We start from the raw sequence: 26356 nt of genomic DNA on the forward strand, positions 1-26356 counted from the left end.
TCGCATTGGTGAAGCAGATTTCAGTAACTTCGCCTACAGAAATGTCTTTCAGATTATACTTTTCATCCCCCGGCCCATAGCGATGGCTGCGGGGATGGTCCCCGCTGGTCCCGATGAAGCCTCCACGAACGCGCCGCCTCATCGTAGGCGGCTCCGTCCTGCTCGTCGCCGGCTGGCTGGGCCTGATGGCGCTCGTCGCGCCGGCCCTCATCGGTGCGGTCGCCGCAGCGACGACGCTTCCGCTGGCGCTCGTCCTCCTCCCCTACGCCGCGGTACGGATCGCGACGCAGGTGATGGAACCCCCCCGGTGGCCGCTCCGGGCCACGCCCGACGGTGACGGTGTCGAGGGGGCCGACCCCGGGACCGCAGAGGCCTGACTCCCCCACTGCCGGGGCCCTCCGCGTGCCAAGCAGGCCCCGGCCGTTCTCGGTCATGTTCTGGTCCCTCGCGGGACCACCTTCCTGTCGCGGTCCGCGTACTACTGCCCGGTGAGCGCGTCGCTCGCCGGGGCGAACTCGAGTAGTTCCCCCAGCCCCTCGTCACGCGCTTTCCGGTACAGCATGTACGCCGCGGCGACGGTCTCGACGCCCGTCCCGCCTGAATCGAACATGGTGATCTCCTGGCGGGCCGTCCGGCCCTCGGCCTCGCCGGCCACGACCTCGCCCAGCTCGGCGTGGATGTGGTCGTCCCCGACGACGCCCGCTTCCCTGGCCTGCAGGAACGCTCCGGCGTCCTGATGGGCCCGGGCGCGGAGGTCCGGGACGTACTTCGCGCGCTTGACGGCCGTCGCGTCCACCTCGCGCTTGTCCGGGTCGTACTGACCCATCGCCGTGATGTGGGTGCCCTCCTCCAGCATCTCCCCGTCGAAGACGGGCTCGCTGGCGTCCGTCGCCGTGACGACGATGTCGGCCCCCTCGACGGCGGCGTCCGGTGAGGCGACCGCCGCGACGGAGGCGTCGAGCGCCTCGTTCATCTCGCCCGCGAAGCTCTCGCGGTGTGCCTTCGTCGGCGAGTACACCTCCACGGTCTCGATGTCACGGACCGCCGCGGCCGCGCGGAGCTGGCCCCTGGCCTGGGCACCGGAGCCGAACAGCGCCAGGTCGGCCGCGTCCGGACGGGCCAGCTCGTCGATGGCCACGCCGCCCGCGGCGCCGGTCTTGAACGGGTTGAGCGAGGCGCCGTCCAGCATCGCCAACGGGCGCCCGCTCTCGGCGTCGAACACCGGCAGGAAGAAATGTGCGTCCTTGTCGCCGAACCCGGCCGCGTAGGTGTACCCGCCCATCGCCCCCGTCTCGGGCAGGATGGCCATGTAGCCGGTCAACATCCCCGGTGGCGACTGGTTCACGAGCTTCGTCCGGGGCTCGGCGGCCGCACCCTTGCCGACCTCGCGATACCCCTCGCGGACGGCGTCGACGTACTCGGCCGGGGTGGCGAGCCCGGACAGCTCGTCGCTCCGCAGGAACAGCACCTCCGTATCGGTCATACCGGACGTTCACACGGCCACCGTTTGGCGTTTGCGGCCCCGAGGCCACCGGGCCGTCGACTGGCTATCAACTGTACCGGAGGTTCTCACCATCAGGTGTTACCGGCAATCTTTTCGGAAAACTGGCCTACTATGTGATCTATTGGCTGCAAATACTGGAAATGTGGGGGTATCGAAAATATACGGCGGCCGGAGCGGTCGAATCAGCTTACAGGTCGGGAAGCGGAGAGAGATGTCACGAGCCGGTCGGAGCGCTCAGTCCGCGACGTCGAACGAGGGTGTCGACTCGGCCGCGGCGGTGGTCGTCGACCGGCCGGGGGTACGGACGAACATGGCGTGGCCCACGAGTCCGGCCGCGACGACACAGCCCAGCGAGATAGCGGTCGTCAGGACGATGCCACCGAGGAAGAGGGCGGTGGCGATGCTGGCTGCTGCGAGCGGAATCGCGCCGAGAACGAAGTCGTAGTAACCTGCCATATCTATCATGACCTTCGGACGTTACTGACATAAGTGTTTCCCAGATTCAACTGGTAAGTCGTACAAGGGCGACATATGGTTGCTGGAGAGCTTTTCCAGAAGTTATCTATAACTTATGAGGTGGTTGGTTCTTCATAACCGCAAGCAAGCGGCCGGAGGATGGAAGGATGAAGCGGTCGCGAACGACCGACTGGCGGAGTACATACGATTCCGTATGTGTTCGGACCCGTTACCCATGGCTCTCGGCGGCGCCGGGAACCGGTCAGCCGCTGGGGGAGTCCGAGCCGTGAGGAGCGAAACGACGTGTTGAAACCCGCGGCGTCGGAGTTGAAGACGTGAACCGGAACGACCGGGCGATAACGGGGCTGGTGATGGTCGCACACGCGATGGTCCACACCTACGAGCTGTCGCTTCCGCTGTTGCTCCCGGTCTGGCAGGCCGAGTTCTCGACAGTCGCGCTCCCTACGGGGACGCTCGCCGTGACGGGGTTCGTGATGGGCGTCGTCCTCACGATGGGGTACGCCCCGTTCGGGCTAGGGGCGCTCCCGGGCGGCGTCCTCGCGGACGCCTACGGCTCGCGCCGACTCATCCTCTCGTGTCTCGTCGGGATGGGCGTATCCTTCCTCCTGCTGGCGGTCTCGCCGGGACTCGTCGCCATCGCGTTCGCGCTGTTCGTCTGGGGCGTGGCGGCGTCGGTCTACCACCCGTCGGGGCTGGCGCTCATCTCGAAGGGCGTCGAGGAACGCGGCTCCGCCTTCGCGTACCACGGTGTGGCGGGGAACCTCGGCATCGCACTGGGTCCGCTCGCGACCGCCCTCCTGCTGTTCGGCCTCGGTGACTGGCGGGTCGTCGTGGGCCTCCTCGCCCTCCCGGCGCTCGTCGCAGCTATCGCGGCCGCGCGCATCGACGTGGACGAGACGGCTGCCGTCGGGTCCGAGACCGCGACCGACGGAGGGACCGACGACGGCGACGAGAGCGAGAACGGAGCGGGCGAAGACGACGCGCCCGGCGGCGACGCCCGGGCGTCGGGGTCGGTCTCCTCGCTCGGTGAGTTCCTCGCGGACTCCCGGCTCCTGTTCGGCGGCGCGTTCGTCCTCGTGTTCGCCGCCGTGATGCTCTCGGGGCTCTACTACCGTGGCCTGCTGACGTTCCTCCCCGAGATACTCGGCCGGTTCCCGTCGCTCGCCCCGGTCGAGTTCGCCGGCCGCACGCTGGAACCGGAGCGGTACTTCTACGTCGGCCTCCTGATGGTCGGCGTCGCCGGGCAGTACGCCGGCGGCCGGCTCACCGACCGGGTCCCGGTCGAACTCGGTCTCCTCGGTGGCTACGGCGCGCTCGCCGTCCTCGCCGTCCTCTTCCTCCCGGTCGCCACGATGGGGCTCGTTCCCCTCCTGGTGATGGGCGCGCTCGTCGGGTTCTTCCTGTTCGTCGTCCAGCCGTTCTACCAGGCGACGGTGGCCGAGTACACGCCCGCCGGCGCCCGTGGCCTCTCGTACGGCTACACCTACCTCGGCGTGTTCGGCGTGGGCGCGCTCGGCGGCGCCGTCGCCGGTGGTGTCCTCACGTACGCCAACGACGCCGCGCTGTTCGCCGTGCTCGCCGGATTCGGTGCGCTGGCGGCGCTGTGTGGCGCCGTTCTCTACGTGCGGCGGTGACTGCCGGGCCGCGACGCCACCGCTCCCGTGACGCGACCCTTTTGCGCCCCCGCCGGCTATCGTCCGGCGTGCCCCCCGACATCTCAGTCGCCGTCGTGGACGCCGAGACGCCCGGCAACGTCGGGACTGTCGCCCGCGCGATGAAGAACTTCGGGCTCTCGGACCTCCTCCTCGTCGACCCGCCGGAACTCGACCCCGAGGGTGAGGCCTACGGGATGGCCGGCCATGCCCGCGAGGATGTCCTCCCGAACGCCCGCGAGGTCACGTTCGACCACCTCGTCGACAGCTTCCACACCGTCGGCTGCACGGCCGTCACCAACGAGGACGCCCGCAAGCACGTCCGCTACCCGTTCCGGACGCCCGCGGACCTCGCCGACTCGCTCCGTGATGTCGAGGCCGACACCTGCATCGTGTTCGGTCGCGAGCGCGTCGGCCTCACCAACGACGAACTCGGGCGCCTCGACGAGGTCTGTGCCATCCCCGCCAGCGCCGACTACCCCGTCCTCAACCTCGGGCAGGCCGCGACGGTCGTCATCTACGAGCTCCGCGAGCTGACCGTCGCCGAGGCGCAGGTTCCCGACGAGATCGAGCGCGCCGACGAGGCCGAGATCGAGGGACTGCACCAGGAGTTCGTCCGATACCTCCGCAACGTCAACCATCCCGAGGAGAAGCGAGCGAAGGCTCGTCGACTCCTTCGACGTGTGCTGGGGCGTGCCCACCCGACCGGTCGCGAGGCCCGCACACTCCGCGGCATTCTCCGTCGGGGGAACGGCCTGCTCGAACATCCCGAGCGGCTGCGGGACGACCGTGAGGAATGAGTTCGCTGACGGTCAGGGCTGGCCGTAACCGGCCAGGGCCTCGATAGCGTCGCCGGCATCCTCGAGTGCGTCCCGGAGCGCCGCGACGCCCGATTTCCCGACGCGGTCCGGGTTCGCGAGGACACGGACGGTCTCCTCCCCGACCGGGACGAACCCCGCGTCCAGCCGCTCGGCCGTCGCCCGGAGGCCGAGGCCGGCGTCGGCCTTCCCCGCCAGCACCCGGCGGGCGGGGCTCTCGTGGGCCCGTGTCCCGGCGTCGAACCCGTCGATGGCGTCCACGAGGTCGTGGCGCTCGACACCCCGCTCGTCGGCGAGGGCGGCCACGGCGTCCCCGAGCGTCGTCCGCAGGCCCGACGCCGAGGTCCGGTTGACGAACCGCAGGTCGCGGTCGACGAGGTCGCTCAGTCCCTCGATAGCCTCGGGGTTGCCGGCCGGCACGACCAGTCCCCACTCGCGGGTCCACGCGCCGAGTTCCTCGGCCTCGATGCCCACCTCGCCGGGTGCGCTCGTGACGGCCACGTCCGGGATGCCGTCGCGGAGGCGCCGGAGCCCCTCGCGCGAGCCGACACCGAGGTAGCGGGGTCGCTGAGTCGTGCTGACCGTATCGAGCAGGTCCGACAGCAACGGGTCGTCCTCGCCCACGCCGAACAGGGTGGGCGACCGCACGTCCGGCGAGAACAACTGCACTGCGACCTGTTCACCCTCGTCGAGGTACTCCACGTCCGGGTCGACGGCGACGACGCCGTCGGCTTCGACGAGCGATGTAGTCGCGCCGCTCCCCTTGTCGACCGGGTACACGAGCGTCTCGCCGTCGCCGTCGGTCACGAGGCCGGCGGGCATGTAGCGCAGTCGGCCCTCGCTGTACCGCTCGGCGACAGCCATCCGCCCCTCGATGGTGGCGGTCTGTGCCTCGGGCAGCCCTGCCGCCTCGCGGACCGCGGGCGCGACGAACGTCCGGAAGATGGTGAGCGCCGAGACGGGGTACCCGGGAAGACCGACGTACGCGCTGCCATCCATCCGCCCGATGAGCATCGGCTTGCCGGGCTTGACCGCGACGCCGTGGAGCAGGAGTTCGCCGCGCTCCTCGACGACGCGGTAGATGACGTCGACCGCCGAGGCCGAGGTCGACCCTGAAGAGAGCACGAGGTCGCACTCCGCCGCGGCCTCCCGGAGCACGGACTCCATCGCGTCGTAGTCGTCGCCGGCGTGGGGGTAGAGCCGGGCCTCCCCACCTGCGGCCTCGACGGCCGTCGCCGTGGTGTAGGAGTTCACGTCGTAGATCTGCCCGGCGTCGCTGTCGAGGTCCCCGCCCGGCCGGACGAGTTCCTCGCCAGTCGAGACGATGCCGACGATCGGCCGCCCCCGGACGGGCACCTCGTCGACGCCGAGCGCGGCGAGCAGGCCGATCTCGCGGGGGCCGAGTTCCGTTCCCGGGCCCAGTGCCCGTTCGCCCGCGGCCACGTCGGCGCCCGCGAACATCACGCGGTCGCCCGGGGCGACCGAGGTGCGGACGAGCACGTCGTCGCCGTCTCTATCGGTTCGCTCGACCATCACCACCGCGTCGGTGTCCTCGGGGACGACCGCGCCGGTCGATATCTCGACGCAGGTGCCCTCCGGAACGTCGACGTCAGGGGCCTCGCCCGCGTGGACTTCCCCGACGAGTTCCAGCCGGACGGGGTCGGCCTCGTCGGCGCCGAACGTGTCGTTCGCGTGGACGGCGTAGCCGTCGACACTCGCGCGGTCGAATCCGGGCACGTCGATGGCGGCGTCGATACGCTCGTGGAGGACCCGGCCGCGCGCCTCGCGCAGCGGGACCGTCTCGGGGTCGGGCGTGAGGTCCAGAGACGCGATAGCGTCGTGGGCGGCTTCGGGCGACGCGAGGTCCCTGAACTCCTTCCGCTCGCTCATGCGACGGCGTTGGGCCGGGGCCGTAATGAAGGGGTGGACCGGAGAGCGAGGAGACGATTGCAGAAATTGGGGCGCATAATCGAGATGGATGTGGAACGAATAGGATAATATATCATCTGGATATCTGTGGCGGAATTATCGAGATTCAACTCTGATTCCGACCCACATTCAGGAACGCCCCTCCGATTCCGAGCGCCAGCCCGACGGCCATGACGGCCCCGCCGATGGTGGAGAGGTCGTTCCCGCCGCCAGCGAACAGGAATCCGCCGAAAATCAACACAACGAGCCCCAGTTCGTAGCCGAGGCGCGACATATTCGCTGCCGTTCCCCGAGAGAGATGTTTTCCCACTCGTCTGTGGACGGTCTACCGGTCCTCGACCTGCGCCAACCGTAACCCCTGGTCCTCGGTCGGCGTCGGGTCACCGATTGCGGTCGATCCACTCGCAGAACCGGTCGAAGTCACGCGCGCCGGCCTGGTCGGCGATGCTCCGGAGTGTCCCCGTGTCGAGTTCGTCGTGGAGCGGGACCGGAACCGTCCGGGCGTCGGCATCGTGGTCTTCGGGTGGTTCCCAGCGCAGAATCGCGTGGTCGCCGTTGGTCCGGTCCCACTCGTAGATGCCGCTGTTCACCATCACCTTCACGACCTCAATCCCAGAGAACGGTCCACGCGTCATCCGGCGTCGCTACTCGAAGACCTCCGAGTCATCGATGCTCCCGGACTCGTTCCGTGCCGGGTCGATGCCGAGTTCGCGCAGGTCCGCCTCGCTCGGTGCGTCGCCGGCACCGTGGTACCCCGCGACGGCCTCGTCGAGGTTCGAGAGTGCGGCCCGACGCGTGGGTCCCTGCGACGTGACACCGGTGTCCTCGTCGCGGGCGACCCACGTCTCCCCGTCGTCTCCGAGGGACAGCGAGATGTTCACCGGGGAGACGCCGCCCTCCTCACCGGCGTCGTCGGCGTCCGTGCTCATACGTGATCGGATGGCTCACGTGCGAATAAGTTTGATGCACCGAAGAGAATCGGTCGGATTCAGGCCTCGACCGCCAGCCCGGACTCGCGCAGCGCCTCGTCGGGGTCGGCGTCCTCGTGGACGACCAGGCTGACCGCACGGGTCATCGCCTCGGGGTCGTCGTGCTGGAAGATGGTCCGACCCATCGAGACGCCGGCCGCGCCGCCGTCCATCGCGCCGCGGACGTCGGCCAGCGTCTCGCGGTCGGTGTCGGGTTCGCCGCCCGCGATGACGACCGGCAGGCGCGTGGACTCGCAGACGTGCTCGTAGCTCTCGGCGTCGCCGGAGTAGGCCGTCTTCACCACGTCCGCGCCGAGTTCCTCGCCCAGTCGCACCGCGTGGCCCAGCGCCTCGGGATCGTGCTCGTCGACGCCCGGTCCGCGGGCGTACGTCATCGCGAGCACGGGGAGGCCGTAGTCGTCGGCCACGGTCGTCAGCTCCGCGAGCTCCTCGATCTGGCCGGGTTCGTGGTCCGAACCGACGTTGATGTGGAAGGAGACCGCGTCCGCGCCCGCACGGATGGCGTCCTTGACGCTGCCCGTGGTGCGCTTGTCGTTCGTGTCCGGGCCCACGACGGTCGAGCCGTTGAGGTGGACGATGTAGCCCGCGCCGTTCTTGTGGGGGTGGACCCGCGGGGCGATACCCTTCTGCGTGAGGACCGAGTCCGCACCGCCACGCGTGATGGCGTCGATGGTCGATTCGATGTCCTTCAGCCCTGTCACCGCGCCCAGTGTGATGCCGTGGTCCATCGGCACCACGACGTACCGCCCGTCTGTCCCGATGCGGTCCAGGCGGGCCGTCTTCCCTGCATCCATGTTACCTGACGGTGTGGCAGGTACGAACAAGGGCGTTCCGGTCGGGGCCGACGTTGCGGCAGGATGGAGTCGTTGTCGACCGGGCCGGAATCGCAGAAAGTGAGCCGGGCAGAGACGACCGAACCCTGTTGAAAGCCCCCGGTCGCTCGGGGCTCCGCGGCTCGCTGCGCTCCTCGCTACGCTGCGGTGCTTGCTTCGCCGGGGAACCGCCGAGCGACCGGCCCCTTTCAGTCCGCCCTGTTGCTTGCTCGACGGAGCGACGCGTGCCGAAAACCAGGTGTGTCCGTTCCCTCCGTCAGTCCGCCTGCGACGCTTCCGTCTCGGCGCCCGCCAGCGCACCCTCCTTCAGCTCGCGGCCGAGTTCCTCCAGTTCGGCGGCGGTCTCCGCGACCGGCCGGTCCGTCTCGTGGCCCTCGGCGACGATGTCGACCAGCGCGCTCCCGACGATGACGCCGTCGGCGCCCGCCGCGATGACATCGCGGGCCTGCTCGAACGAGGAGATGCCGAAGCCGACCGCGCGGGGCAGGTCCGTCCCGGTCTCGGCGACGCGCGCGAGCGACTCGCTCGTCCGGTCGGAGACGCTCGCACGGGCGCCCGTCACGCCCAGGCGGGCCTGGATGTAGAGGTAGCCCGAGGAGAGGTCCACGAGTCGCTGGAGCCGTTCCTCGCCCGTCGTCGGCGCGACGATGGAGACGAGGTCGCGCCCGTGTTCGTCACAGGCCTCGCGGAGCGGCCCGGCCTCCTCCGCCGGCAGGTCCGGCACCACGAAGCCGTCGATGCCCTCCTCGGCGGCGCGCTCGACGAACGGTTCGGGACCTTCCTCATCGCCGTAGCGGTAGATGAGGTTGTAGTAGGTCATACAGACCAGCGGGGTGTCCACGTCCAGCTCCGAGACGAACTCGAAGTACCGCTCGACGGTCATGCCACCCTCCAGCGCCCGGACGACGGCCTGCTGGATGGTCGGGCCCTCTGCGATGGGCTCGGAGAAGGGCAGGCCGAGTTCGATGCAGTCCGCGCCCGCCCGCTCCAGGGCCTCGACGTACTCGAGCGAGGCCTCGTAGTTCGGGTCGCCGGCCGCGAGATAGGGGACGAAGGCGGGCTCGCCGTCGAACGCCGCCGGGATGTGGCTCTGACCACTCATCGGAGGCCACCCTCCCCCTCGAACACGCCCATCTCCGGCGCGTTCGGCAGGTCGCGCGTCGCGGTCTCCTCGATGGCCGACTCGAGGTCCTTGTCGCCCCGCCCGGAGACGTTGACGACGACGTACTCCCCGAGTTCCGAGGGGTCGTCGTGCTCCTCCAGGTACGCCAGCGCGTGGGCCGTCTCAAGCGCAGGGATGATGCCCTCGGCCTGTGAGAGCCGGTGGAACGCCTCCAGTGCCGCGTCGTCGTCGACGTTCACGGCCTCGACGCGGCCCTCGTCGACGAGGTTCGCCAGCTCGGGGCCGACGCCGGCGTAATCGAGGCCGGAGGAGACCGAGTGGGACTCCATTATCTGTCCGTCGGCGTCCTGCAGGACCTTCGTCCGGGCGCCGTGGAGCACGCCCTCGGTGCCCGTCGAGAGCGACGCCGAGTTGGGGGCGACGCCGCGTTCCTCGTCGACGGCGAGCGAGGAGCCGCCAGCCTCGACCGCGTACAGGCCAACCTCGTCCTCGGCACCGGGGTCGTTCTCGGCCGGCTCCGTGCCGGGGAGCCCGCCGGGGTCGACGAACTCCGAGAAGATGCCCATCGTGTTCGAGCCGCCGCCCGCGCAGGCGACGACGGCATCGGGGAGCTGCCCGAACGCCTCCATCGACTGGCGCTTCGTCTCCGCGCTGATGGGCCGGTGGAAGTCACGGACCATCGACGGGAACGGGTGCGGGCCGACGATGCTCCCGATGACGTAGTGGGTGGTCTCGACCGTCGTCGCCCAGTCGCGCATCGTCTCGTTGATGGCCTCCTTCAGCGTCCCGCGGCCGATGTCGACGGGGTTCACCTCGGCGCCGTTGATGCGCATCCGGAAGACGTTGGGGCGCTGGCGGTTGATGTCGCGCCGGCCCATGTATATCTCGCAGGGCATATCGAGGTGCGCGGCGGCCATCGCCGTCGCGGTGCCGTGCTGCCCGGCGCCGGTCTCGGCGACGATGCGCTCCTTGCCCATGTACTTCGCCAGCAGGCACTGGCCGAGCGCGTTGTTGAGCTTGTGTGCGCCGCCGTGGAGCAGGTCCTCGCGCTTGAGGTACACCTCGACGCCGTAGCGCTCGCTCAGCTGGTCGGCCCGGCCCAGCGGCGTGGGCCGGCCGCCGAAGTCCCGCAGGCGCTCGCGGAACTCGTCCATGAAGCCGTCCTCGTTGTCGAGGACGTAGCGCTCGTAGGCGTCGGTCAACTCCTCGATAGCCGGCATCAGTGCCTCCGGGACGTACTGGCCGCCGTACTGCCCGAACTTGCCGTCGCCGCCGCGTCGTTGTTGTTCGCTCATGATGAATCGCCACCCTCGGCGGGCGTCGTCAGCCGCTCCGTGTTCGCGCGGACGGGGCCGTCCATGATGGCTGACCCGACCAGCAGTCCGTCGGCGCCGGCTGCCCGCATCCGCGCGGCGTCCTCGACGGTACCGATGCCGCTCTCCGCAATCAGGGTGACGTTTGCGCGTTCCTCGGGAGACAGCGACGCCGCGACGCGCTCGAAGGTAGAGAGGTCCACCTCGAGGGCGGCGAGGTCGCGGTTGTTCACGCCGACGATGTCCGCCCCTGCTGCGAGCGCCCGCTCCAGTTCCTCGGCGTCGTGCACTTCGACGAGGACCTGGAAGCCGCGCTCGCGCGCGGCCGCCAGCATCGGCTCGAGGTCGTCACCGAGGAAGCGTGCGATGAGCAACACCACGTCTGATTCGACGGCATCCAGTTGCGCCTCGTGCAGGAGGAAATCCTTCCGAAGGACGGGCACGTCGACGGCCTCCCGGATGCGCTCCAGCGAGTCCGTCGAGCCGCCGAAGTGCTCGGGCTCGGTCAGCACCGACAGCGCTGCCGCACCGCCGTCGACCATCTCCTCGGCCAGCGCCACGGGGTCGTCGTGTCGCTCACCCTCCGTGGTGGGCGAGGTCGGTTTCACCTCGGCGATGACCGGCACGCGCCCGTCGGCCTCCGCTGCGGCGAACGCCTCGGGCAGCGACCGCGACTCGACCGACACACGCTCGTCGCTCCCCCCGCGCTCGCGGGCCGCCGCCAGGATGGAACGCACGGCCGGTGCCAGCTCCTCGGTGGTATCCATTACTGTACACTGAGGGACGTATCTGTGCATAAGACTTGCGGGACGCGGTTGCCGCCTGCCGGTCGACGGCCGTACTTCAATGCCCGGACATGACGGGAGGAATCTGTTTGACCGAACGGTCAGTCCATCAGGACGAATGCGAGAACGGACCCTCGGTCGACGGTCACTCCTCCAGGGAATCGCGGGGGCGGGAGCGTTCACGGTCCTTCCGGGGACTGCCCGCGGTACCGCGCCGCCGACCACGGACCCACACACGCGACTGACGTTCGCGGCCGCGGTCGACGCAGTCGTCCCGGCGACCCCATCCCTCCCGTCCGGCGACGGTGGCGACGACGGCAAGCAGTACGGCCACGTCGGCGAGGAGCACGTGCCCGGCGCTGTCGAGGTGGGCGTCGACGAGTACATGATCACCTACGTGAACTCGCTGCTGGGTATCGGGAGCGAGGAACTGGGGCTCACCGGTGAGCTTCGACTGGCCGAACTCGTGGGGCTCGTCCTCGACGCCGCGGCGACCGAACTGGTCGCCCGCGGCGAGAACACGGTGCCGCTGGACCCGGGACGGGTCCTCGACCTGCTCGACCTTCGGGACATCGCGGCGGACCCCCGGAGCCTGGCGGCCGGGCCGTTCGCGAAGCTCTCGCGGACGGACCGGCTCCGGGCGCTCGCCATGCTGGACGAGAAGGAACTCGACACCGCCGAACTCCCCGGTCCGCTCGTCGAGGCCGACGCCGGCCTGGTCCCGCAGCTCATCGTCGGCTTCTCCGAGGTCATCTACTACAGCGAGTGGCAGGGGTACGACGATATCGGCGGGCCCCCGAGCGAGCGGTCGCACCCGAACGATCCCGATGCGGTCCAGTCCTGGCGGCAGACCGGCTACCCCGGGTTCGAGGACGGCAACGCGGCGTTCCGGGGCTACTGGGGTGCCCCCGACTCGTCCCTCGGCGGTGGCCGGACCTGGAAGACCTACAAGGGACCACAGGGCCCCCGCCAGCTCACCTTCGAGTCGGGCGCGTTCCGCGAGAACGACTACGACACGGGCGACTACGAGGAGGTGTACCCGGAGACGGGCCGGACCGACGGCGACACGCCGGTCACGGACGTGACCGGCATCGTCCGCGGCGAGGACCCCGGCGACGCCCCCGGTGAGACCGACAACCCGGCGGGAACCGCCCCGTCCCCCGACGCGTCCGGGACCGACGGGCCCGGCGACGGCGGAACCGACGATGCGGACGGCATGGACGACAGCGGGTTCATCGGCGGGCGGACCGACGATGCCGACGACGCCGACGATGCCGACGACGACGGCCTGCTCGGCGGGCTGCTGGGGGGTGACGACTGATGGTCGACCGTGAGTACGATGTCGTTGTCGTCGGCGCCGGCGGGGACGGGCCGGTCGCGTGCTGGAAGCTCGCGGAGGCCGGGCTGGACGTACTGCTCCTGGAGGCGGGCCCGTTCCACGGGAACGAGGAGTGGCCCCACCCCCACGAGGAGGCCGGCGGGGAGTACTCCGACAGCGCGAGCGACCTCTCGGGCGAGCTGCTGGACGAGCAGTTCACGACACGCGAGTTCGAGATGACGGGGAAGCTCCTGTTCGGCCCGGCCGACCACGAGCGGGGACTCTGGTTCCGGAAGTTCCCCGGCGATGGCGCGCTGCTCCAGTGTGCCGGCGTCGGCGGCACGACGCTGCACTACACCGGCAACCACCCCCGGGCGTATCCGGCCGCCATCGACGAGCAGGGTCACTGGCCCGACGAGGTGTCGTACGCTGACCTCGTCCCGTACTACCGGGAGGTCGAGACGATGACTGAGGTCCAGCCGGCGCCCGTGACGAAGAAGGAGGAGCTGTTCTTCCAGGGCGCCGAGGAGGCCGGCTGGGAGCTGCTGGACACGAAGAACGTCACGGAGCCGGGCTACCGCCCGCAGCCCAACGCCGTCCGGCAGCCCTCGGAGAAGCTGCACGTCTCGAACGACTACGACGGGAACTTCCGCCACCCCGCCGACCCGTCGGCCGAGGACCCCGTCGAGGGCTCGACGGGAGCGCTCTCGATGATCGCGGGCAACCCCCATCCGAAGGGGGCCCCGTTCGAGGAGAAGGCCAAGCGCGCCTCCAACGTGAGCTTCGTCCCGGCGGCACTGCGGGCCAGCGACGACCCCGAGAAGGGTGACGTGCACGTCCGGCCCAACGCGTTTGCCACCGACATCGAGGCCGACCGCGCGCTCGGGGACGCCCCCGTCGCGACCGGTGTCACCTTCCGTGACACCTGGACGGGACAGAAGGAGTCCGTCGAGGCGGAGGTAGTCGTGCTGGCGGCGGGCGCCATCGAGACGCCGCGGCTCTACCTCAACAGTGGCCTGCCGCAGAACGGCTGGGTCGGCAAGGGGATGACCATCCACTTCGGCGACAACGTGATGGGGTTCTGGGAGTCCGAGGGCGCCTACCGCGAACTGGAAGAGCGCCTGTACGACCACCCGGACACGCAGCTCGACGGGTCGCCGACCGTCGCCCAGCACGAGGGGCAGAACATCGCCGCGCGGTTCGACTACCCTGGGCTGGGGATGCTCCAGACGACCGGCATCGGCCCGGGTGTCGGCGCGCTGCTCGGATTCGGTGCCTCCGCCTCGGGCTTCAGTTTCCGCAACGACGTGGCCGACGCGCCGTGGGACTCGATGGGCCGGCTGACCGGTGAGGAGCTGAAGTACCACCTCTCGCACTACGAGCGGAACCTCCCGGTTCTCGTCGTGACCGACGACCGGCCCCACCAGCGCAACGGTGTCTCGGTCGCACCGGGCGCCGAGGACGAACACGGCCCGATACCTCTCGTGAACTACGTCCCCGGCGACGCCGATATCAAGCGCCGTGACCGGCTTGCGGAGATCTGCACGGAGATCCTCCGCGAGGCGGGCGCCGACCACGTCCACCGGTCGGACTCGCCGCCTGCGGCACTGCACATCCACGGGACGATGCGGATGGGTAAGCGCGGCGAGCGAGTCGTGGACACGGCCTGTGAATGCGTCGAGGTGGACCGACTGTTCGTGGCCGACCACTCCGTCCTGCCGAACTCGCTGGGAGGGCCGAACCCGACGAACACCGGCCAGGCCATGGCGGCCCGGACGGCCGAGCACATCGTCGACCGCTACTTCTGACAGGTCCACGCGGCCCGGGGCGCCGCCCTCGCCACACCGCCGCCGGAGCGGTCAGTACAAATACGTCCCCACATAGACGGCGACAGTCGTTAGCCGCTATTCTCCTATGCGAGATGTACGGAGCGACCCGTCGGCCGGCAGCGGCAGACACGTGGTGTGTGTCTCGGTGCGACGACGTACCGGTGGTGGGCAGGCCGACGGGCCACACGAACAATGCTAGGACGACCAGCAGACGACGGAGACGAGGAGCCGAACACGGACGAACAGCTCGACCGCCCGCCTCAGGCGGCCGGAGCCGACCGGACGGCCGACGACCGGCGGGCACACCCCTCGCGCCGGAGTCGGAGCCGGCGCGGGTTCCTCGGCGGCATGGCCGGGATGGGCGTCGGCGTCGGGACGGTGACGCCCGGGCGCGTGCTCCAGCAGGTAGAGGACCTGCTCTCGCAGGTCGACGAGGAGGACCTGCCCGCCGACACGGACGCCGGGCCGCACGACCCACACACGGTTGCGACGTTCGAGGCCATCATCGACGCGGTCGTGCCGAACACGCGTGAGGCGGACGGCCACGACCCCGTCACGACGGACAAGGTCGGCGAGGAACTCGGGGATATCCACCAGTACGGCGGCCTCGACGCCGGCATGACCGGGATGTGCATCGACATCCTCAACGACTTCATGTCTCCCGAGGTCTCCCTCCCGAAGGTGACCAACACGGGCGAGACGGCACCGCTCTCGGAGGCGCTGGCGGCGATTCTGGACGTGGCGGCGAGCGAACTCGTCGCCCGGGGCGGGAATCAGGACACGCCCGAGCCCGGTCGGTTCGGCCCCGCTGGCGGCCCGTTCGCCAGCCTCTCCCGGGAGGACCGCTTCCGGGCCCTGTACGACGTGGAGAACCGGGCGAACCAGCTCGGCGAGGGCGAAGCGCAGGTGAGCGAGGCCGCAGGCATCGACAACGGTCGGTACAGCCGGACCGGAAGCTTCGTCGTCGCGCTGGCGGTCGTCTTCCCGCCCATCGTCTACTACAGCGATATGAACGCGTACGACGACTTCATCGACAACGCGCCCAGCGAGCGCGATTTCGCCCCCGAGGAACACAACAGCGCGCCCGAGAGATACGACACACTGCTGGGGTGGGCCCAGACCGGCTATCCCGGTATCACCGAGGGCCACGATGCACTCCGCGGATACGAACTGGACGAGCGGTTCAGGGCGACCGGGAAAGGGCGGCAGCGCCCTGGCGGCGTGGTCGACGGGGGCGCGGGCCTCGACGACACGAACGGTAGCGTGGACGGCGGCACGGACGGTGATTCGAACGGCGACGCGGGCGAGGGCGGCGATAGCCCGTTCCCGGACCCGCTGCCGACCGGACCGGTGGACGGGTTCATGGAGGGTGGATTCTGATGAGTACGAACACGAGCAACGACTTCGACGTCATCGTGGTGGGAGCCGGCGGCGACGGCCCCGCCTGTGCACAGCGTCTCGGCGAGCGCGGCCTGAACGTCCTGGTGCTCGAAGCCGGGCCGTGGTACGGGAACGAGAAGTGGCCTCGCCCCACGGAGAGCGGGGGGAAGGCGAAGGTGTCCTCCGACCCGGAGGACCTCTCGGGCGAGCTGCTGGACGAGCAGTTCACGACCCGCGAGGCGGAGATGCTGGAGAAACTGGTCTGGGGCCCGGCCGACATCGAGCGGCCGCTCTGGTACCGCGAGCAGCCCGAGGACGGCCTCATCCTGCAGGTCGCCGGCGTCGGTGGGACGACGCTGCATTACACGGGCTGTCATCCGCGGGCGTACCCGAGCGCGTTCGAGGCGGACAGCGTCTCCGCCGGCGGCGAGGGCTGGGAGAAAGCGGGCGTCGGCTACGAGGACCTCGCCGTGATGGGTCCGGGACCCGATGGCCCACAGGAGGAGGGCAAGTCCTACTACCGCACCGTCGAGGACCAGCTCGACATCTCGCCCGCGCCCACGACGCCGAAGGAGGAACTCTACTATCAGGGCGCCTCGAACATGGGCTTCGACCTGCTGGAGGGACGCGACGTGGAGGCCGAGGGGTACCGGCCCCAGCCCAACGCCATCACCCGGCCCGACGGGAAGCTCAATGCCAATAACGGAAGGAACCCGGACGACTACAGCGCCGACAGCGTCTCGGGCCACACGCTGGTCGGCACCGAGATCCCCGGCAACCCGCATCCACGCGGTGCGGACTACGCCGACAAGGCCAAGAAGTCGAGCGCCATCGGCTTCGTCCCGGAGGCGCTGGAGACGGGCAACGTCACAATCCGACCGAACGCCTTCGTGACCGAGGTCCTCCCCGAGGGCGGGCCCGGGAGTATCCAGGCGCGGGGCGTTCGCTTCCGTGACACGTGGACCGGCGATTCACGCATCGTCGAGGCCGACGCCGTCGTGCTGGCGGCGGGCGCCATCGAGACGCCGCGGCTGTGGCTCAACTCCCCACTCCCGCGCAACGAGTGGGTCGGTCGCGGCCTGACCATCCACTTCGGCGAGGTCATCGTCGGCCAGTTCAGCAAGAAGGCGCTGCGGAGGTCCATCGGCCAGGAGCAGATCGACCCCTGGGCCGGTGAGCAGATCGCCGCCCGCTTCGACTGGCCGGGCTACGGCGGCGTCCAGACGTTCGGCGGGGCGCCCGGGACGACCGCGCTCTCCTCGGTCGCGGGGTCGGCACAGACGTTCACGAGCGACATCCTCGAGGACGTCGGCATCGAGGCCGCCCCGGACGAACCGTGGGACACCCGCGGGCGCATCGCCGGCGAGGAGCTCAAGCGGTTCATGGGCGGCTACGACCGGATGCTCTCGCTCCAGATCATGACCGACGACGAGCCCCAGAAGCGCAACCGCGTCGAGCTCGGCGGCTACGCCGACGAACACGGGGCCGTCCCGAAGGTCACCTACACGCCGAGCGCCGACGACATCGAGAAGCGCAACGAGCTCTCGCGGCGCTGTGCGAACATCCTCCGTAGTGCCGTCCCGGACGGCCTGAACCCTGACGAGCACGTCCACGTCCACCGGCTCGACGCCGGTCCCAGCGCCATCCACATCCACTCCACGATGCGGATGGGGTTCGTGGCCGACGGGAACTGCGAGGCCTACGACGTGGACCGGCTGTTCATCGCCGACCACTCCGTGCTGCCGAACGGCCTGGGCGGCCCGAACCCCACCAACACCGGCCAGGCACTCGCGATGCGCACGGGCGACCGTATCGCCGACCTCTATTTCGAGGACTGAGCGGCGGCCGCCGTCCGGTTCTCACCGCCGTTCCCTGCGCTTCACTACTCACTTCGGTTGCCGGCCTCGTCGTTCATCCGGTCGCGTTACGCAACTCTCGAGGCCTTTATCTCGAGTATATGCCGGTAATGTGTTATTTAATGAGGGTATGTGGCGGTACTAGTGAGTAATGGGCGATAAATCACGGGAATAGTGTGGCAGCGGGGACCCGAGGTGGGGGACCAGCCGGGCGGGTCGTGTTGGCGGTGAGGCTCCTGTGTTGGGGTAGGGAGACTACGAGGCGTCGGTCACGCGGGTTCCACGCGCCACGTGGTCGCGCTCGTGTACGACCACTTCTCGATCTCGAGGTCCGTCGCGGAGTCCCGGAGCTGGACCATCAGCGCGCCGATCTCCTTCGCGGAGAGACCGACCTCGTCCGCGATGAACTTGCTCTTGAAGTACAGCTCGCCGTCCTGTGCGCGCTCGCTCAGGTAGCTCTGGAGCCGCTCGTACTTGCTCTCGGTCTCCGCGTCGTCGGAGGGGGACTGCGTGGTTGCGCTCATCTATGACACCTCATCCCCGCCTTGCGACCACATCCCCATATAAAGGAGAGTCGCTTGCCGTTACTTCGGCTCGTTTCGCCAGCCGGGGGCTGAAAAGAGTTCGTTTTACGACCTTTTCAGAAACGCTTAGAAGTTTTATCGAGCTTCATGAGTCTTTCATTCGCTGTTGGTGGCCGTCATGCGTGATGCCCGCTGCCGCCGTCTATTCCATGCTTCGATGGGCGGAATAATCGGCCGGGGCGGGGGTCGCGCCCCGGAGCGCGCCCCTCTATTCGACAACGTTTGTCTTGGTATTCGCGGTTGTTACTCGCGCTCGTGGACCCAGAACGTCTCCGACTCGGTGACCTCCTTCTTGAAGATCGGGACCTCGTCCTTCAGCCGGTCGATGCCGTCCGCCACCGTCCGGAAGGCCTCCTCCCGGTGCCCCGCGAGGACGACCACGAAGACGATGTCCTCCCCGTCCGGGATGACACCGGTCCGGTGGTGGAGGCGGACCTCGAAGACGCCGTCACGGGTCGCCAGTTCGTCCTCGATGGCGCGCATCCGCGTGGCAGCGACCGCCTCGTACTTCTCGAACTCCAGGTACTGCGTGCGGTCGTCGTCCGGGTCGTCACGCGCCCGAACGCGGCCGGTGAACGTGGCGATGGCGCCCGATCGGTCGGCGTCGGGTGCGCGCTTCACCTCGGCGACCAGCGATTCGAGGGTCTCGAACGGCTCCGTCTCCTCGATCGCGGCCACGAGATCGGCCGTCGGCCCGTCCGGGTCCGCGACACGGGCGATGACCTCGCCCGGCGGCTCCGCGTCCCCGATGACGACCTTGGGCAGGTCGGCCTCCGGGAACCCGACGGCGAGCGCGTGGTCGTGGTCCGGTGCGAGGCGCTCGATGGCGTCTCGGAGCGACGGGTCCGGGCCGGTCGCTTCCCACGACTCGGCCCCCAGCCGGTAGGTCGTGTCGGCGGTGTCGGTGTGGACCGTGCCGGCGGCGGTCCCGTCGTCGGCCGACTCCGACGAGGTTCGGCTCGCTCCGCTCGGTTTCCCGCCGTCCTCGGCGACCTGCCGGACGACGCCGACCCGGCCCGCCAGCGCGTCGGCCAGCCGGCCGGCCAGCCGGTCCGCGCCGGGGCCACAGATGACAACTGCGTGCATGGACGACGCCAGGTCGGCTCGGGGCTTGTATCCCCCGGGTAATCGGACGTTAAGCGGAAGCTTAACCGACCGGCCGGGGGTAGCCCCGGCCATGAAGGTAGTCGTCTCCGTCGGGGGGAGCGTCCTCGCGCCGGACCTGGCCGCCGACCGGGTCGCCGCGTACGGCGACGTGCTCGTGGACCTCGCCGCGGACCACGAGGTGGCCGCGGTCGTCGGTGGTGGGCGGGTCGCGCGCGAGTACATCGATGCGGCCCGCCAGCTCGGCGGCAACGAGATCGAACTCGACCAGCTCGGCATCGGCGTCACGCGCCTGAACGCCCGTCTGCTCGGTGCCGCGATGGAGGGCCCCGTCAAGCCCCCCGAGGAGTACGACGGCGCCGCCGAGGCGCTACGCCGTGACGGCCTCGTCGTGATGGGTGGGGTCGTTCCCGGGCAGACCACCGACGCCGTCGCCGCGGCGCTGGCCGAGTACGTCGAGGCGGACCTGCTGGTGTACGCCACGTCGGTTCCCGGCGTGTTCGACGCGGACCCCAACGAGGACCCCGACGCCGAGCGGTACGACCGCCTTCCCGCGGCGGAGCTGGTCGAACTCGTCGCCTCGGGCGGCTCGCTCGGCTCCGCCGGCTCGAACGCCCCTATCGACCTCCTCGCGGCGAAGCTCGTCCAGCGCTCCGGGACACGAACGCTCGTCCTCGACGGCGAGGACCCCGAACGCGTCCGGCGCGCGGTTCGCGACGGCGACTACGACGGCACCGAGATCGTCCCCGACGGGGAGGTGGACCCGTGAGCGACGACTCCGGCCCGCCCGTCGATGCGGCCCCCTCGAACACCGTCGACGTGCCGCTCGACGCCGAAGCGTTCGAGGCCCGCTCGCCACACACCCTCGCGGAGAGCGACCGCCAGCACGCCTTCTGGGCGGACGCGGTGGCTGATGCCGTCGAGGCCCGCGTCGAGGCGGCAATCGAGGCCGGCGAGCGCGATTCCGACGCGCCCATCGTGGTGAAGGGCGGCATCTCCCCCTCGGGCGTACCTCATCTCGGCAACATGAACGAGGTGATGCGGGGGTACTTCGTCGCCGAAACGCTCCGCGAGCGCGGCTACGAGGTCCGGCAGGTGTTCACCACGGACGACCGCGACCCGCTGCGGAAGGTCCCCCGCAAGCTCGCGGACCTCGACGGCAACGTCGTCGGCCTCGGCGAGGTCGAGGATGCGGGCGCGCTGGGTCGCAACCTCGGCAAGCCGTACACGGCTATCCCGGACCCGTTCGGCTGCTGTGACTCCTACGGCGACCACTTCTCGGAGCTCATCCGGCGCTCCGCGGAGCGGCTGGGCGTCGACATCGAGATCGTCTCGAACACGGCGCTGTACGAGGCCGGCGACCTGGAGGACGCCACGCGCGAGGTGCTCGCCAACGCTGACCGCGCCCGCGAGGTGCTCGCCAACTACCAGAACAAGGTCGACGCCGACTACGTCCCGTTCAACCCCATCTGTGCCGAGTGCGGGAAGGTGACCGAGACGGTCACGAGCATCGACCTCGACGCCGGTACGGTCGACTACCGCTGTACGGACATGGAGGCCGGTGACAACACTATCGAGGGCTGTGGCCACGAGGGCACTGCCACCTTCCGCGAGGGAAAGCTCCCGTGGCGCTTCGAGTGGCCCGCCCAGTGGCGCGTCCTCGGAGTCGACTTCGAGCCGTTCGGCAAGGACCACGCCGAGGGGTCGTGGCCCTCCGGTGACCACATCGCCCGCGCCGTCTTCGGCGACAAGCCGCCCGTCCCGATGGTGTACGAGTGGTTCACGCTCAACGGGGAGCCGTTCTCCTCCTCGGCGGGCAACGTCGTCCTCGCGGGCGAGGTGCTGGACCTGCTGGAGCGGGCGGTCGTCCACTTCTTCTTCGCGAAGGACCCCAAACGGGCTCGTGACTTCGATGTCCACGCGCTGGACCAGCTCGTCGACGAGTTCGACCGGTTCGAGCGCGTCTACTTCGAGGAGGTCGAGGCTCCCGAGACCGAACGGGAGCGCGCCGAACGCGTCTACCCGTTCGTCGTCGACGAGGTCCGCCCGGAGCGCGTCCGCATCGCCTACACCTTCGCGGCGGTGCTCGGGATGACCGACGATGCCGAGTTGCGCGAGACGATGGCCCGCCGGTCGGGCCACATCCCCGACGACGCGCCCGAGTGGGCCGTCGAGGCGGCGCTCGACCGTGTTCCCCTCGCGCGCAACTGGGCGGTGCGGACGGACAACGAGTACAACTATCGGCTGGCCGAGGACCTGCCCGAGGTCGATTTCGACGGGAACACGGAAGCCGCGCTCACGGAACTGGCCGACCGCATCGAGGCAGAGCAACCCGACGGCGAGGCCCTCCAGGAGGCCGTCTACGAGACCGCGCGCGGGAACGATGTCGAGGTGGGCGACTTCTTCACCGCCGGCTACCGCCTGTTCCTCGACGAGGGCCAGGGCCCACGGCTGGGGCCGTTCCTCGCGGCGCTGGACCGGCAGTTCGTGGTCCGGCGGCTGCGGCTAGAGGGGTAGGCATCCGGCTGTTGCTCTTATCTCAGCGGTGTTGACGGAGAGGACCGCTCTGTGGAACTCCCGCTCCCTCCAACGACTGCTACGGCGGCGGAGACACCTACGAAGCCCTCGCGTTCTCGACTCGCGCGGCTCGCTGCGCTCCTCGGCCTCGTTTCACTCGGCCTGCGGTGCTTACGTCGCCGTGCTTCGCCGAGAACGCTCGCCCTTCGATTCCACCAGGGGCCGGTTCTCTAGCCAAGCGTTCGTGCGTGGTGGTTCCAGCGGGCCGCTATTGGCCCCACACCTCCCCGCGCGGGCGCCGGATGTGGCTCCGCACGGCGCTGACGCGCCGGCTCCGCCAGTGAGGGCGCCCGCGCGCTTCCTGTCGGTGGAACCGGCTAGCCGACCAACCGTTCCCCGGCCGGGAGCGCGTGCCGAGCGGCTCGCCCGCGAGGCCGCGCGTGTCGGGGGACTCCGTCCCCCGTACCCCGCGGTGGAACCGCGGGAACCCGGGGAAGGGCAGGGGCACCGCGCCTGTGACACGTTCAATCTCCTGGCGGACTCGAAGGGCGAGCGCTCTCGGCGGCGCCCGGACGACGCAAGCACCGCAGGCCGAACGAAGTGAGGCCGAGGAGCGCAGCGAGGCCCGGCGTCACGAGAGCGCGAGGGCTTCGTAGGTGGTTCTGTCGTCGTGGTTCCTGTTTCCGTGAGAGAGCGCGAGGGCTTCGTAACTGTCCCCGTCGGCCCCTCGACCCGCTCCAGGAGAGCTATGTCTGCACGATAATCTGAATTTTAGTGTAAAATATCGTCCTTACGAATAATATTCCCAATCTTCGACAGAAATGTCCGAATCCTCCGCGTATCCTTCCTTCTCTTCGGGCACCACGACCCACCCATCCGCCAGCGCCACGGACGACAGCACGCCCGAGCCTGAGGCCCGCGTCGGCGTCGCTTCCAGTTCCCCTCCATCCGCCTCCTCAACCGTCACCCGCGCGAACGTCTTCACCCCCGGCTCACTGGGAATCTTCCGCGTCAGGGTCGCCTCCCGCGTCGGATGCTCTCGGAGCGGCATGTGGCCGGCCCACTTGATGGCCGGCCGGAGGAACTGGACGGCGTTGACGATGCACGCCACCGGATAGCCCGGTAGCATCAACACCGGCGTGTCCCGGACGACGCCGAAGCCGAACGGGTGTCCGGGTTTCAGCGCGACGCCGTGGACCAGCACCTCGCCGAGGCGGTCCACGACCTCCGGAATGAGGTCCCGCTCCCCGACCGAGGAGCCCCCCGTCGTGACGATGAGGTCCTTCGTCAGGTCGCGCTCGACGGCCGCACGCAGGGCCTCGGGGTCGTCGGTGACGGTGTTGCGGTAGGTCGCGGCGCCACCCCAGCGCTCGACGTAGCGCGAGACGGTGAGGCCGTTCGTCTCGACCACCTCGCCGGGGCCGGGGTCGCGCTCGACCACCTCCTCGCCGGTCGGAATCACACCGACCGTGGGACGGTCGTGGACCTGCACCCGACGCACGCCGCACGATTTGAGCAGTCCCATGTCGGAGGGCCGGACCTGGTGGCCGGCCTCGTAGAGGCGCTGGCCGGCCTCGACGTCCTCGCCGGGTGGCGCGACGTTCTCGCCCTCTGCGACGGCGTCGAACACCTCCACTTCGCCGGCGAATCGGTCGGTGTGCTCGACCATCACGACGGCGTCGGCGCCTTCCGGAAGTGCGCTCCCGGTGTGGACGCGGGTGGCCTCGCCCGGGCCGACGGCCGCGTCCGCGGGGTCGGTGTCCTCGTCGTCGCCCACCTCGCGCAGGACCTCCGGTGCGCGGTCGCTGGCGCCGAACGTGTCCGCGGCACGGACCGCGAACCCGTCCATCGCGGCGCGGTGGTAGTCCGGCACCGCGTGACGGGCGTCGACCGGCTCGGCCAGCGCCCGCCCCTCGGCGGCCGACAGGGGCACCGTGTCCGTCCGGTCGACGGGTGTCACGGCCTCGCGGAGCCGTTCCCGGGCGGCCGCGACGCGGGTAACCTCCTTGAACCCGTGTTCGTGCAGGTCGCTCATGGTGGAGTCGAGGGGCGGGTGGCGCAAAAACGGGCGGGTCGTGGCGGCCCGGGTCGCCGCCGGCCAGGAAGATACTTACCGCCGAAGGCCGGCCCTCGGAACATGAACCGCCGGCAGGCGCTCCGCCGGTTCCACCGGACGCGGACGGCCGACGAGCGCTGGCTCCCGCCGGTTGCGGACCGTGACGGCGTCGGCCGCCGGACGTGGCTCAAGCGCCTCGGTGCGGCCGCCGTCGGCGTCGGCGCGGCGAAGGCCGTCGACAACGTCGTCATCGGGTACGGGCCACTGACGGGGACGAACCTCACCGAGCAGTCGATGGCGGCGCTCGCGCCGGCCCCGTTCGCCTGGAACAACCGCCGGGTCGCGGTCCCCGGCGGGCGAATCGAGTTGACCGAGCGCGGCGAGCGGGTGACGCTCCGTGGCTCGGAGCAGCGCTCGTTCCGCCTCGCCGAGGCCTCACCCGGGGACGCGCGGTCGGCCGCCGCCGCGGCCGGCGTCGACCCCGGAAGCACCGAGGCAGCCGTCGAGGACCTCCTGGCGTTCCGCGACGGTTCGGTCCGGTACGAGCCGGTTCCCTTCGCGGAGTTCGAGGCGGCCGTGACTGCGGGGACGCCACGCCCGGCGACGACCGAGCTCATGCGGGCGATTCTCCGTGAAACGGACCCCGACCCCGTCGCGGCGTTCGTCGGCACGTCCCCGGTGGACCCGATTGCGTTCGCTCCCGCGCTGGCTGAAGCGTTCCGCGAACACACGTACTACGACCTGCCGCGCTACGCCGCGGGGTCCGTCGAGGACAACGTCATCATGGGCGCGGCCGACCTGCGGCAGTTCTTCGAGTCGCCCACGTCGTTCGAGGCGCTCGCCAGTGGCGAGGCCAGCGGGCTGTTCTGCTACGAGTTCACCTTCCGGTCGGTGCAGGGGTTCCACGCGCCCCCGGCGCTCGGGCAGGACCCCCCCGTCGCCGCCTGCAAGGTGTTCGACGAGCGGCACAAGCACGTCTACACCGCGCTCGCGACGGTGACACGCCGCGACGGCGACCTCGTCGTCCCGATGACGTTCGTCGATTACACCCACACGACCCTCTACGACGACCTGAACCTCCGTAGCGTGCTCGGCGAGGGGCTGAACGGCTACAACACTCGACACCGTGCGACGGAACTCCGCTGGTGGAATGGCGTGTGAGGGCGGGGTCGTGCGCGCCGTCCGTTCCCAGCCACAAGCCGTATATCCCGGCACGACGACCAGTCGCGTGTGTCGCAGGCACTGACCGACGCGCTGGCCTGGATATCCATCGCCGCGTTCGTCGTGGCGGCCCTTGCGGAGTTGCGTGACCGCCGAACGGCGAGTCTCGCCGCCGCGGGCGCGTGGACGCTGTTCGCCGTCTTCTGGCTGGCGCTCATCCCGCAGTTCCTGCTCGTCGAGAAGAGTGCCATCGAGGGCGTCCTCAGTGCGCTCGCCGTGCCGGCCTCGCTGTCGGCCGCGTACCTCCTCTACCGGGGTCGCGCGTCGCTGCTCGTCCTCACGCGTGGTGTCGCGGTGATGGGCCTCATCTACCTGCCCGCCACGACGATTCCGTGGCTCTACGGCCTCCTCATCGAGACGACCACGGCCCAGACGGACGCGCTCATCCGGTTCGCGGGCTACGACCCGACCGTCGCCACCAACGAGGCTGGCCTCCGGAACACCTTCATCTTCACTACGGGCGGCCACCAGTACGAGACGTTCATCATCCTCGCCTGCACGGGGCTGGGGAGCATGGCCATCTTCGCGGGCCTCATCGCCGCGGTACGGGCGCCGCTCCGCCGGAAACTGGCCGCGTTCGCCGTGAGCGTCCCGGTCATCTGGGTCCTCAACCTCGTCCGGAATGCGTTCATCGCGGTCGCGTTCGGCAAGCAGTGGTTCCAGGTCGCGGTCCCGCAGGTGTCGATGCTGTTCGGCATCCCGCCCGAGGAGTCGGGGCTGGTCTCGTTCTACCTCGCGGACAAGGTCATCGCGCAGTCCGCCTCCGTCGTCGCGCTCGTCCTCATCACCTACCCGGTCGTGCGGGCGCTGCCCGAACTCGCCGGCGTACTGGACGACGCGCTGTACGTCGTCACCTACCGGGAGTTCCACATCGCCGAGGCACTCGGGCTGGAAGCATCGGATGCCGGGGCAGCCGAGACGACCGCGACCGACGCGAGTCACGCGGCCGGTTCGGATTCCGTCGGCCACTCGGACGACGACTGATGGCCCCTTCCAGCCCGTCGCCCCGCGCGGGTTCGTCTTGTACCCCCCGAGTACACCCGGGCAAGAGCTATAGGCCGAATCTCC

Annotated in this window: 24 protein-coding genes; 11 read left to right on the forward strand and 13 right to left on the reverse strand. The window is 69.8% G+C overall.

All coding sequences use genetic code 11. The features are described 5' to 3' along the window. Positions 1-113: 113 nt before the first annotated feature. Positions 114-377, forward strand: coding sequence for a hypothetical protein (locus tag NL114_RS13080; protein ID WP_254821363.1), 264 nt, complete (start codon positions 114-116; stop codon positions 375-377). A 101-nt stretch (positions 378-478) separates the two neighbouring features. Here NL114_RS13080 and NL114_RS13085 read toward each other — a convergent pair whose 3' ends face one another. Next, complete coding sequence (locus NL114_RS13085) at positions 479-1483, reverse strand: ornithine cyclodeaminase family protein (RefSeq protein WP_254821364.1); 1005 nt, start codon at positions 1481-1483, stop codon at positions 479-481. A gap of 255 nt (positions 1484-1738) precedes the next feature. After that, positions 1739-1960, reverse strand: a complete 222-nt coding sequence (locus NL114_RS13090; protein ID WP_254821365.1) for a DUF8015 family protein — start codon at positions 1958-1960, stop codon at positions 1739-1741. Between the two features lie 335 nt (positions 1961-2295). On the opposite strand from NL114_RS13090, the gene NL114_RS13095 reads away from it, so the two are divergent. Both NL114_RS13095 and NL114_RS13100 read left to right on the forward strand, forming a co-directional pair. Further along, a complete protein-coding gene (locus tag NL114_RS13095) occupies positions 2296-3615 on the forward strand; it encodes an MFS transporter (protein ID WP_254821366.1) in 1320 nt (439 codons plus the stop codon). A gap of 68 nt (positions 3616-3683) precedes the next feature. After that, on the forward strand, positions 3684-4433 hold the full coding sequence (locus NL114_RS13100; RefSeq protein WP_254821367.1) for an RNA methyltransferase: 750 nt from the start codon (positions 3684-3686) through the stop codon (positions 4431-4433). Positions 4434-4445: 12 nt separating this feature from the next. On the opposite strand, the gene NL114_RS13105 is transcribed toward NL114_RS13100, so the two are convergent. From NL114_RS13105 to trpC, 8 genes are all read right to left on the reverse strand, one after another. Beyond that, a complete protein-coding gene (locus tag NL114_RS13105; protein ID WP_254821368.1) occupies positions 4446-6341 on the reverse strand; it encodes a molybdopterin biosynthesis protein in 1896 nt (631 codons plus the stop codon). A 145-nt stretch (positions 6342-6486) separates the two neighbouring features. Next, positions 6487-6654 (reverse strand): hypothetical protein, encoded by a 168-nt coding sequence (locus tag NL114_RS13110; protein ID WP_254821369.1) that lies wholly within the window; start codon positions 6652-6654, stop codon positions 6487-6489. A 106-nt stretch (positions 6655-6760) separates the two neighbouring features. After that, on the reverse strand, positions 6761-7015 hold the full coding sequence (locus NL114_RS13115) for a type II toxin-antitoxin system HicA family toxin (RefSeq protein ID WP_254821370.1): 255 nt from the start codon (positions 7013-7015) through the stop codon (positions 6761-6763). A 9-nt stretch (positions 7016-7024) separates the two neighbouring features. After that, complete coding sequence (locus NL114_RS13120) at positions 7025-7309, reverse strand: type II toxin-antitoxin system HicB family antitoxin (RefSeq protein WP_254821371.1); 285 nt, start codon at positions 7307-7309, stop codon at positions 7025-7027. A 59-nt stretch (positions 7310-7368) separates the two neighbouring features. Then, on the reverse strand, positions 7369-8163 hold the full coding sequence (locus tag NL114_RS13125; RefSeq protein WP_254821372.1) for a 2-amino-3,7-dideoxy-D-threo-hept-6-ulosonate synthase: 795 nt from the start codon (positions 8161-8163) through the stop codon (positions 7369-7371). Between the two features lie 295 nt (positions 8164-8458). Next, positions 8459-9304: a tryptophan synthase subunit alpha gene (trpA, locus tag NL114_RS13130; RefSeq protein WP_254821373.1), complete on the reverse strand. Its 846-nt coding sequence runs from the start codon at positions 9302-9304 to the stop codon at positions 8459-8461. Continuing rightward, positions 9301-10620 (reverse strand): tryptophan synthase subunit beta, encoded by a 1320-nt coding sequence (gene trpB / locus NL114_RS13135; RefSeq protein ID WP_254821374.1) that lies wholly within the window; start codon positions 10618-10620, stop codon positions 9301-9303. Before trpB ends, trpA begins: the two co-directional genes overlap by 4 nt. Beyond that, positions 10617-11405 carry an indole-3-glycerol phosphate synthase gene (trpC, locus tag NL114_RS13140; protein WP_254821375.1) on the reverse strand — a complete coding sequence of 263 codons (789 nt, stop codon included), beginning with the start codon at positions 11403-11405 and terminating at the stop codon, positions 10617-10619. The genes trpB and trpC overlap by 4 nt, the downstream gene beginning before the upstream one ends. A gap of 136 nt (positions 11406-11541) precedes the next feature. Here trpC and NL114_RS13145 point away from each other — a divergent pair, with 136 nt between their 5' ends. From NL114_RS13145 to NL114_RS13160, 4 genes are all read left to right on the forward strand, one after another. Further along, complete coding sequence (locus tag NL114_RS13145; RefSeq protein WP_254821376.1) at positions 11542-12744, forward strand: hypothetical protein; 1203 nt, start codon at positions 11542-11544, stop codon at positions 12742-12744. Beyond that, complete coding sequence (locus NL114_RS13150) at positions 12744-14549, forward strand: GMC oxidoreductase (RefSeq protein WP_254821377.1); 1806 nt, start codon at positions 12744-12746, stop codon at positions 14547-14549. The genes NL114_RS13145 and NL114_RS13150 overlap by 1 nt, the downstream gene beginning before the upstream one ends. Before the next feature lie 213 nt (positions 14550-14762). Next, positions 14763-15950: a hypothetical protein gene (locus NL114_RS13155; RefSeq protein ID WP_254821378.1), complete on the forward strand. Its 1188-nt coding sequence runs from the start codon at positions 14763-14765 to the stop codon at positions 15948-15950. Beyond that, the gene (locus NL114_RS13160) at positions 15950-17788 is read left to right on the forward strand and encodes a GMC oxidoreductase (RefSeq protein WP_254821379.1); all 1839 of its coding nucleotides are present in this window, start codon (positions 15950-15952) and stop codon (positions 17786-17788) included. Before NL114_RS13155 ends, NL114_RS13160 begins: the two co-directional genes overlap by 1 nt. 287 nt (positions 17789-18075) lie before the next feature. On the opposite strand, the gene NL114_RS13165 is transcribed toward NL114_RS13160, so the two are convergent. Both NL114_RS13165 and NL114_RS13170 read right to left on the reverse strand, forming a co-directional pair. After that, positions 18076-18330 (reverse strand): DUF7123 family protein, encoded by a 255-nt coding sequence (locus tag NL114_RS13165; RefSeq protein ID WP_254821380.1) that lies wholly within the window; start codon positions 18328-18330, stop codon positions 18076-18078. 303 nt (positions 18331-18633) lie between these two features. After that, on the reverse strand, positions 18634-19476 hold the full coding sequence (locus tag NL114_RS13170; RefSeq protein WP_254821381.1) for a molybdopterin synthase: 843 nt from the start codon (positions 19474-19476) through the stop codon (positions 18634-18636). A gap of 91 nt (positions 19477-19567) precedes the next feature. Between NL114_RS13170 and pyrH the strand changes: the two genes are divergently transcribed. Both pyrH and lysS read left to right on the forward strand, forming a co-directional pair. Further along, the gene (gene pyrH, locus NL114_RS13175) at positions 19568-20263 is read left to right on the forward strand and encodes a UMP kinase (protein WP_254821382.1); all 696 of its coding nucleotides are present in this window, start codon (positions 19568-19570) and stop codon (positions 20261-20263) included. Between the two features lie 50 nt (positions 20264-20313). Next, complete coding sequence (gene lysS, locus NL114_RS13180) at positions 20314-22011, forward strand: lysine--tRNA ligase (RefSeq protein WP_286671108.1); 1698 nt, start codon at positions 20314-20316, stop codon at positions 22009-22011. Between the two features lie 790 nt (positions 22012-22801). On the opposite strand, the gene NL114_RS13185 is transcribed toward lysS, so the two are convergent. Continuing rightward, positions 22802-24046 (reverse strand): molybdopterin molybdotransferase MoeA, encoded by a 1245-nt coding sequence (locus NL114_RS13185; protein ID WP_254821383.1) that lies wholly within the window; start codon positions 24044-24046, stop codon positions 22802-22804. Between the two features lie 102 nt (positions 24047-24148). Here NL114_RS13185 and NL114_RS13190 point away from each other — a divergent pair, with 102 nt between their 5' ends. Further along, positions 24149-25228, forward strand: coding sequence for a hypothetical protein (locus NL114_RS13190; protein WP_254821384.1), 1080 nt, complete (start codon positions 24149-24151; stop codon positions 25226-25228). A gap of 69 nt (positions 25229-25297) precedes the next feature. Beyond that, entirely contained in the window at positions 25298-26272 is a 975-nt protein-coding gene (artA, locus tag NL114_RS13195; protein ID WP_254821385.1) for an archaeosortase A, read from the forward strand. Positions 26273-26356 lie beyond the last annotated feature (84 nt).

Origin of the sequence: Haloglomus halophilum, from assembly GCF_024298885.1 — an archaeon.
In the GTDB taxonomy this organism is placed as follows: domain Archaea; phylum Halobacteriota; class Halobacteria; order Halobacteriales; family Haloarculaceae; genus Haloglomus; species Haloglomus halophilum.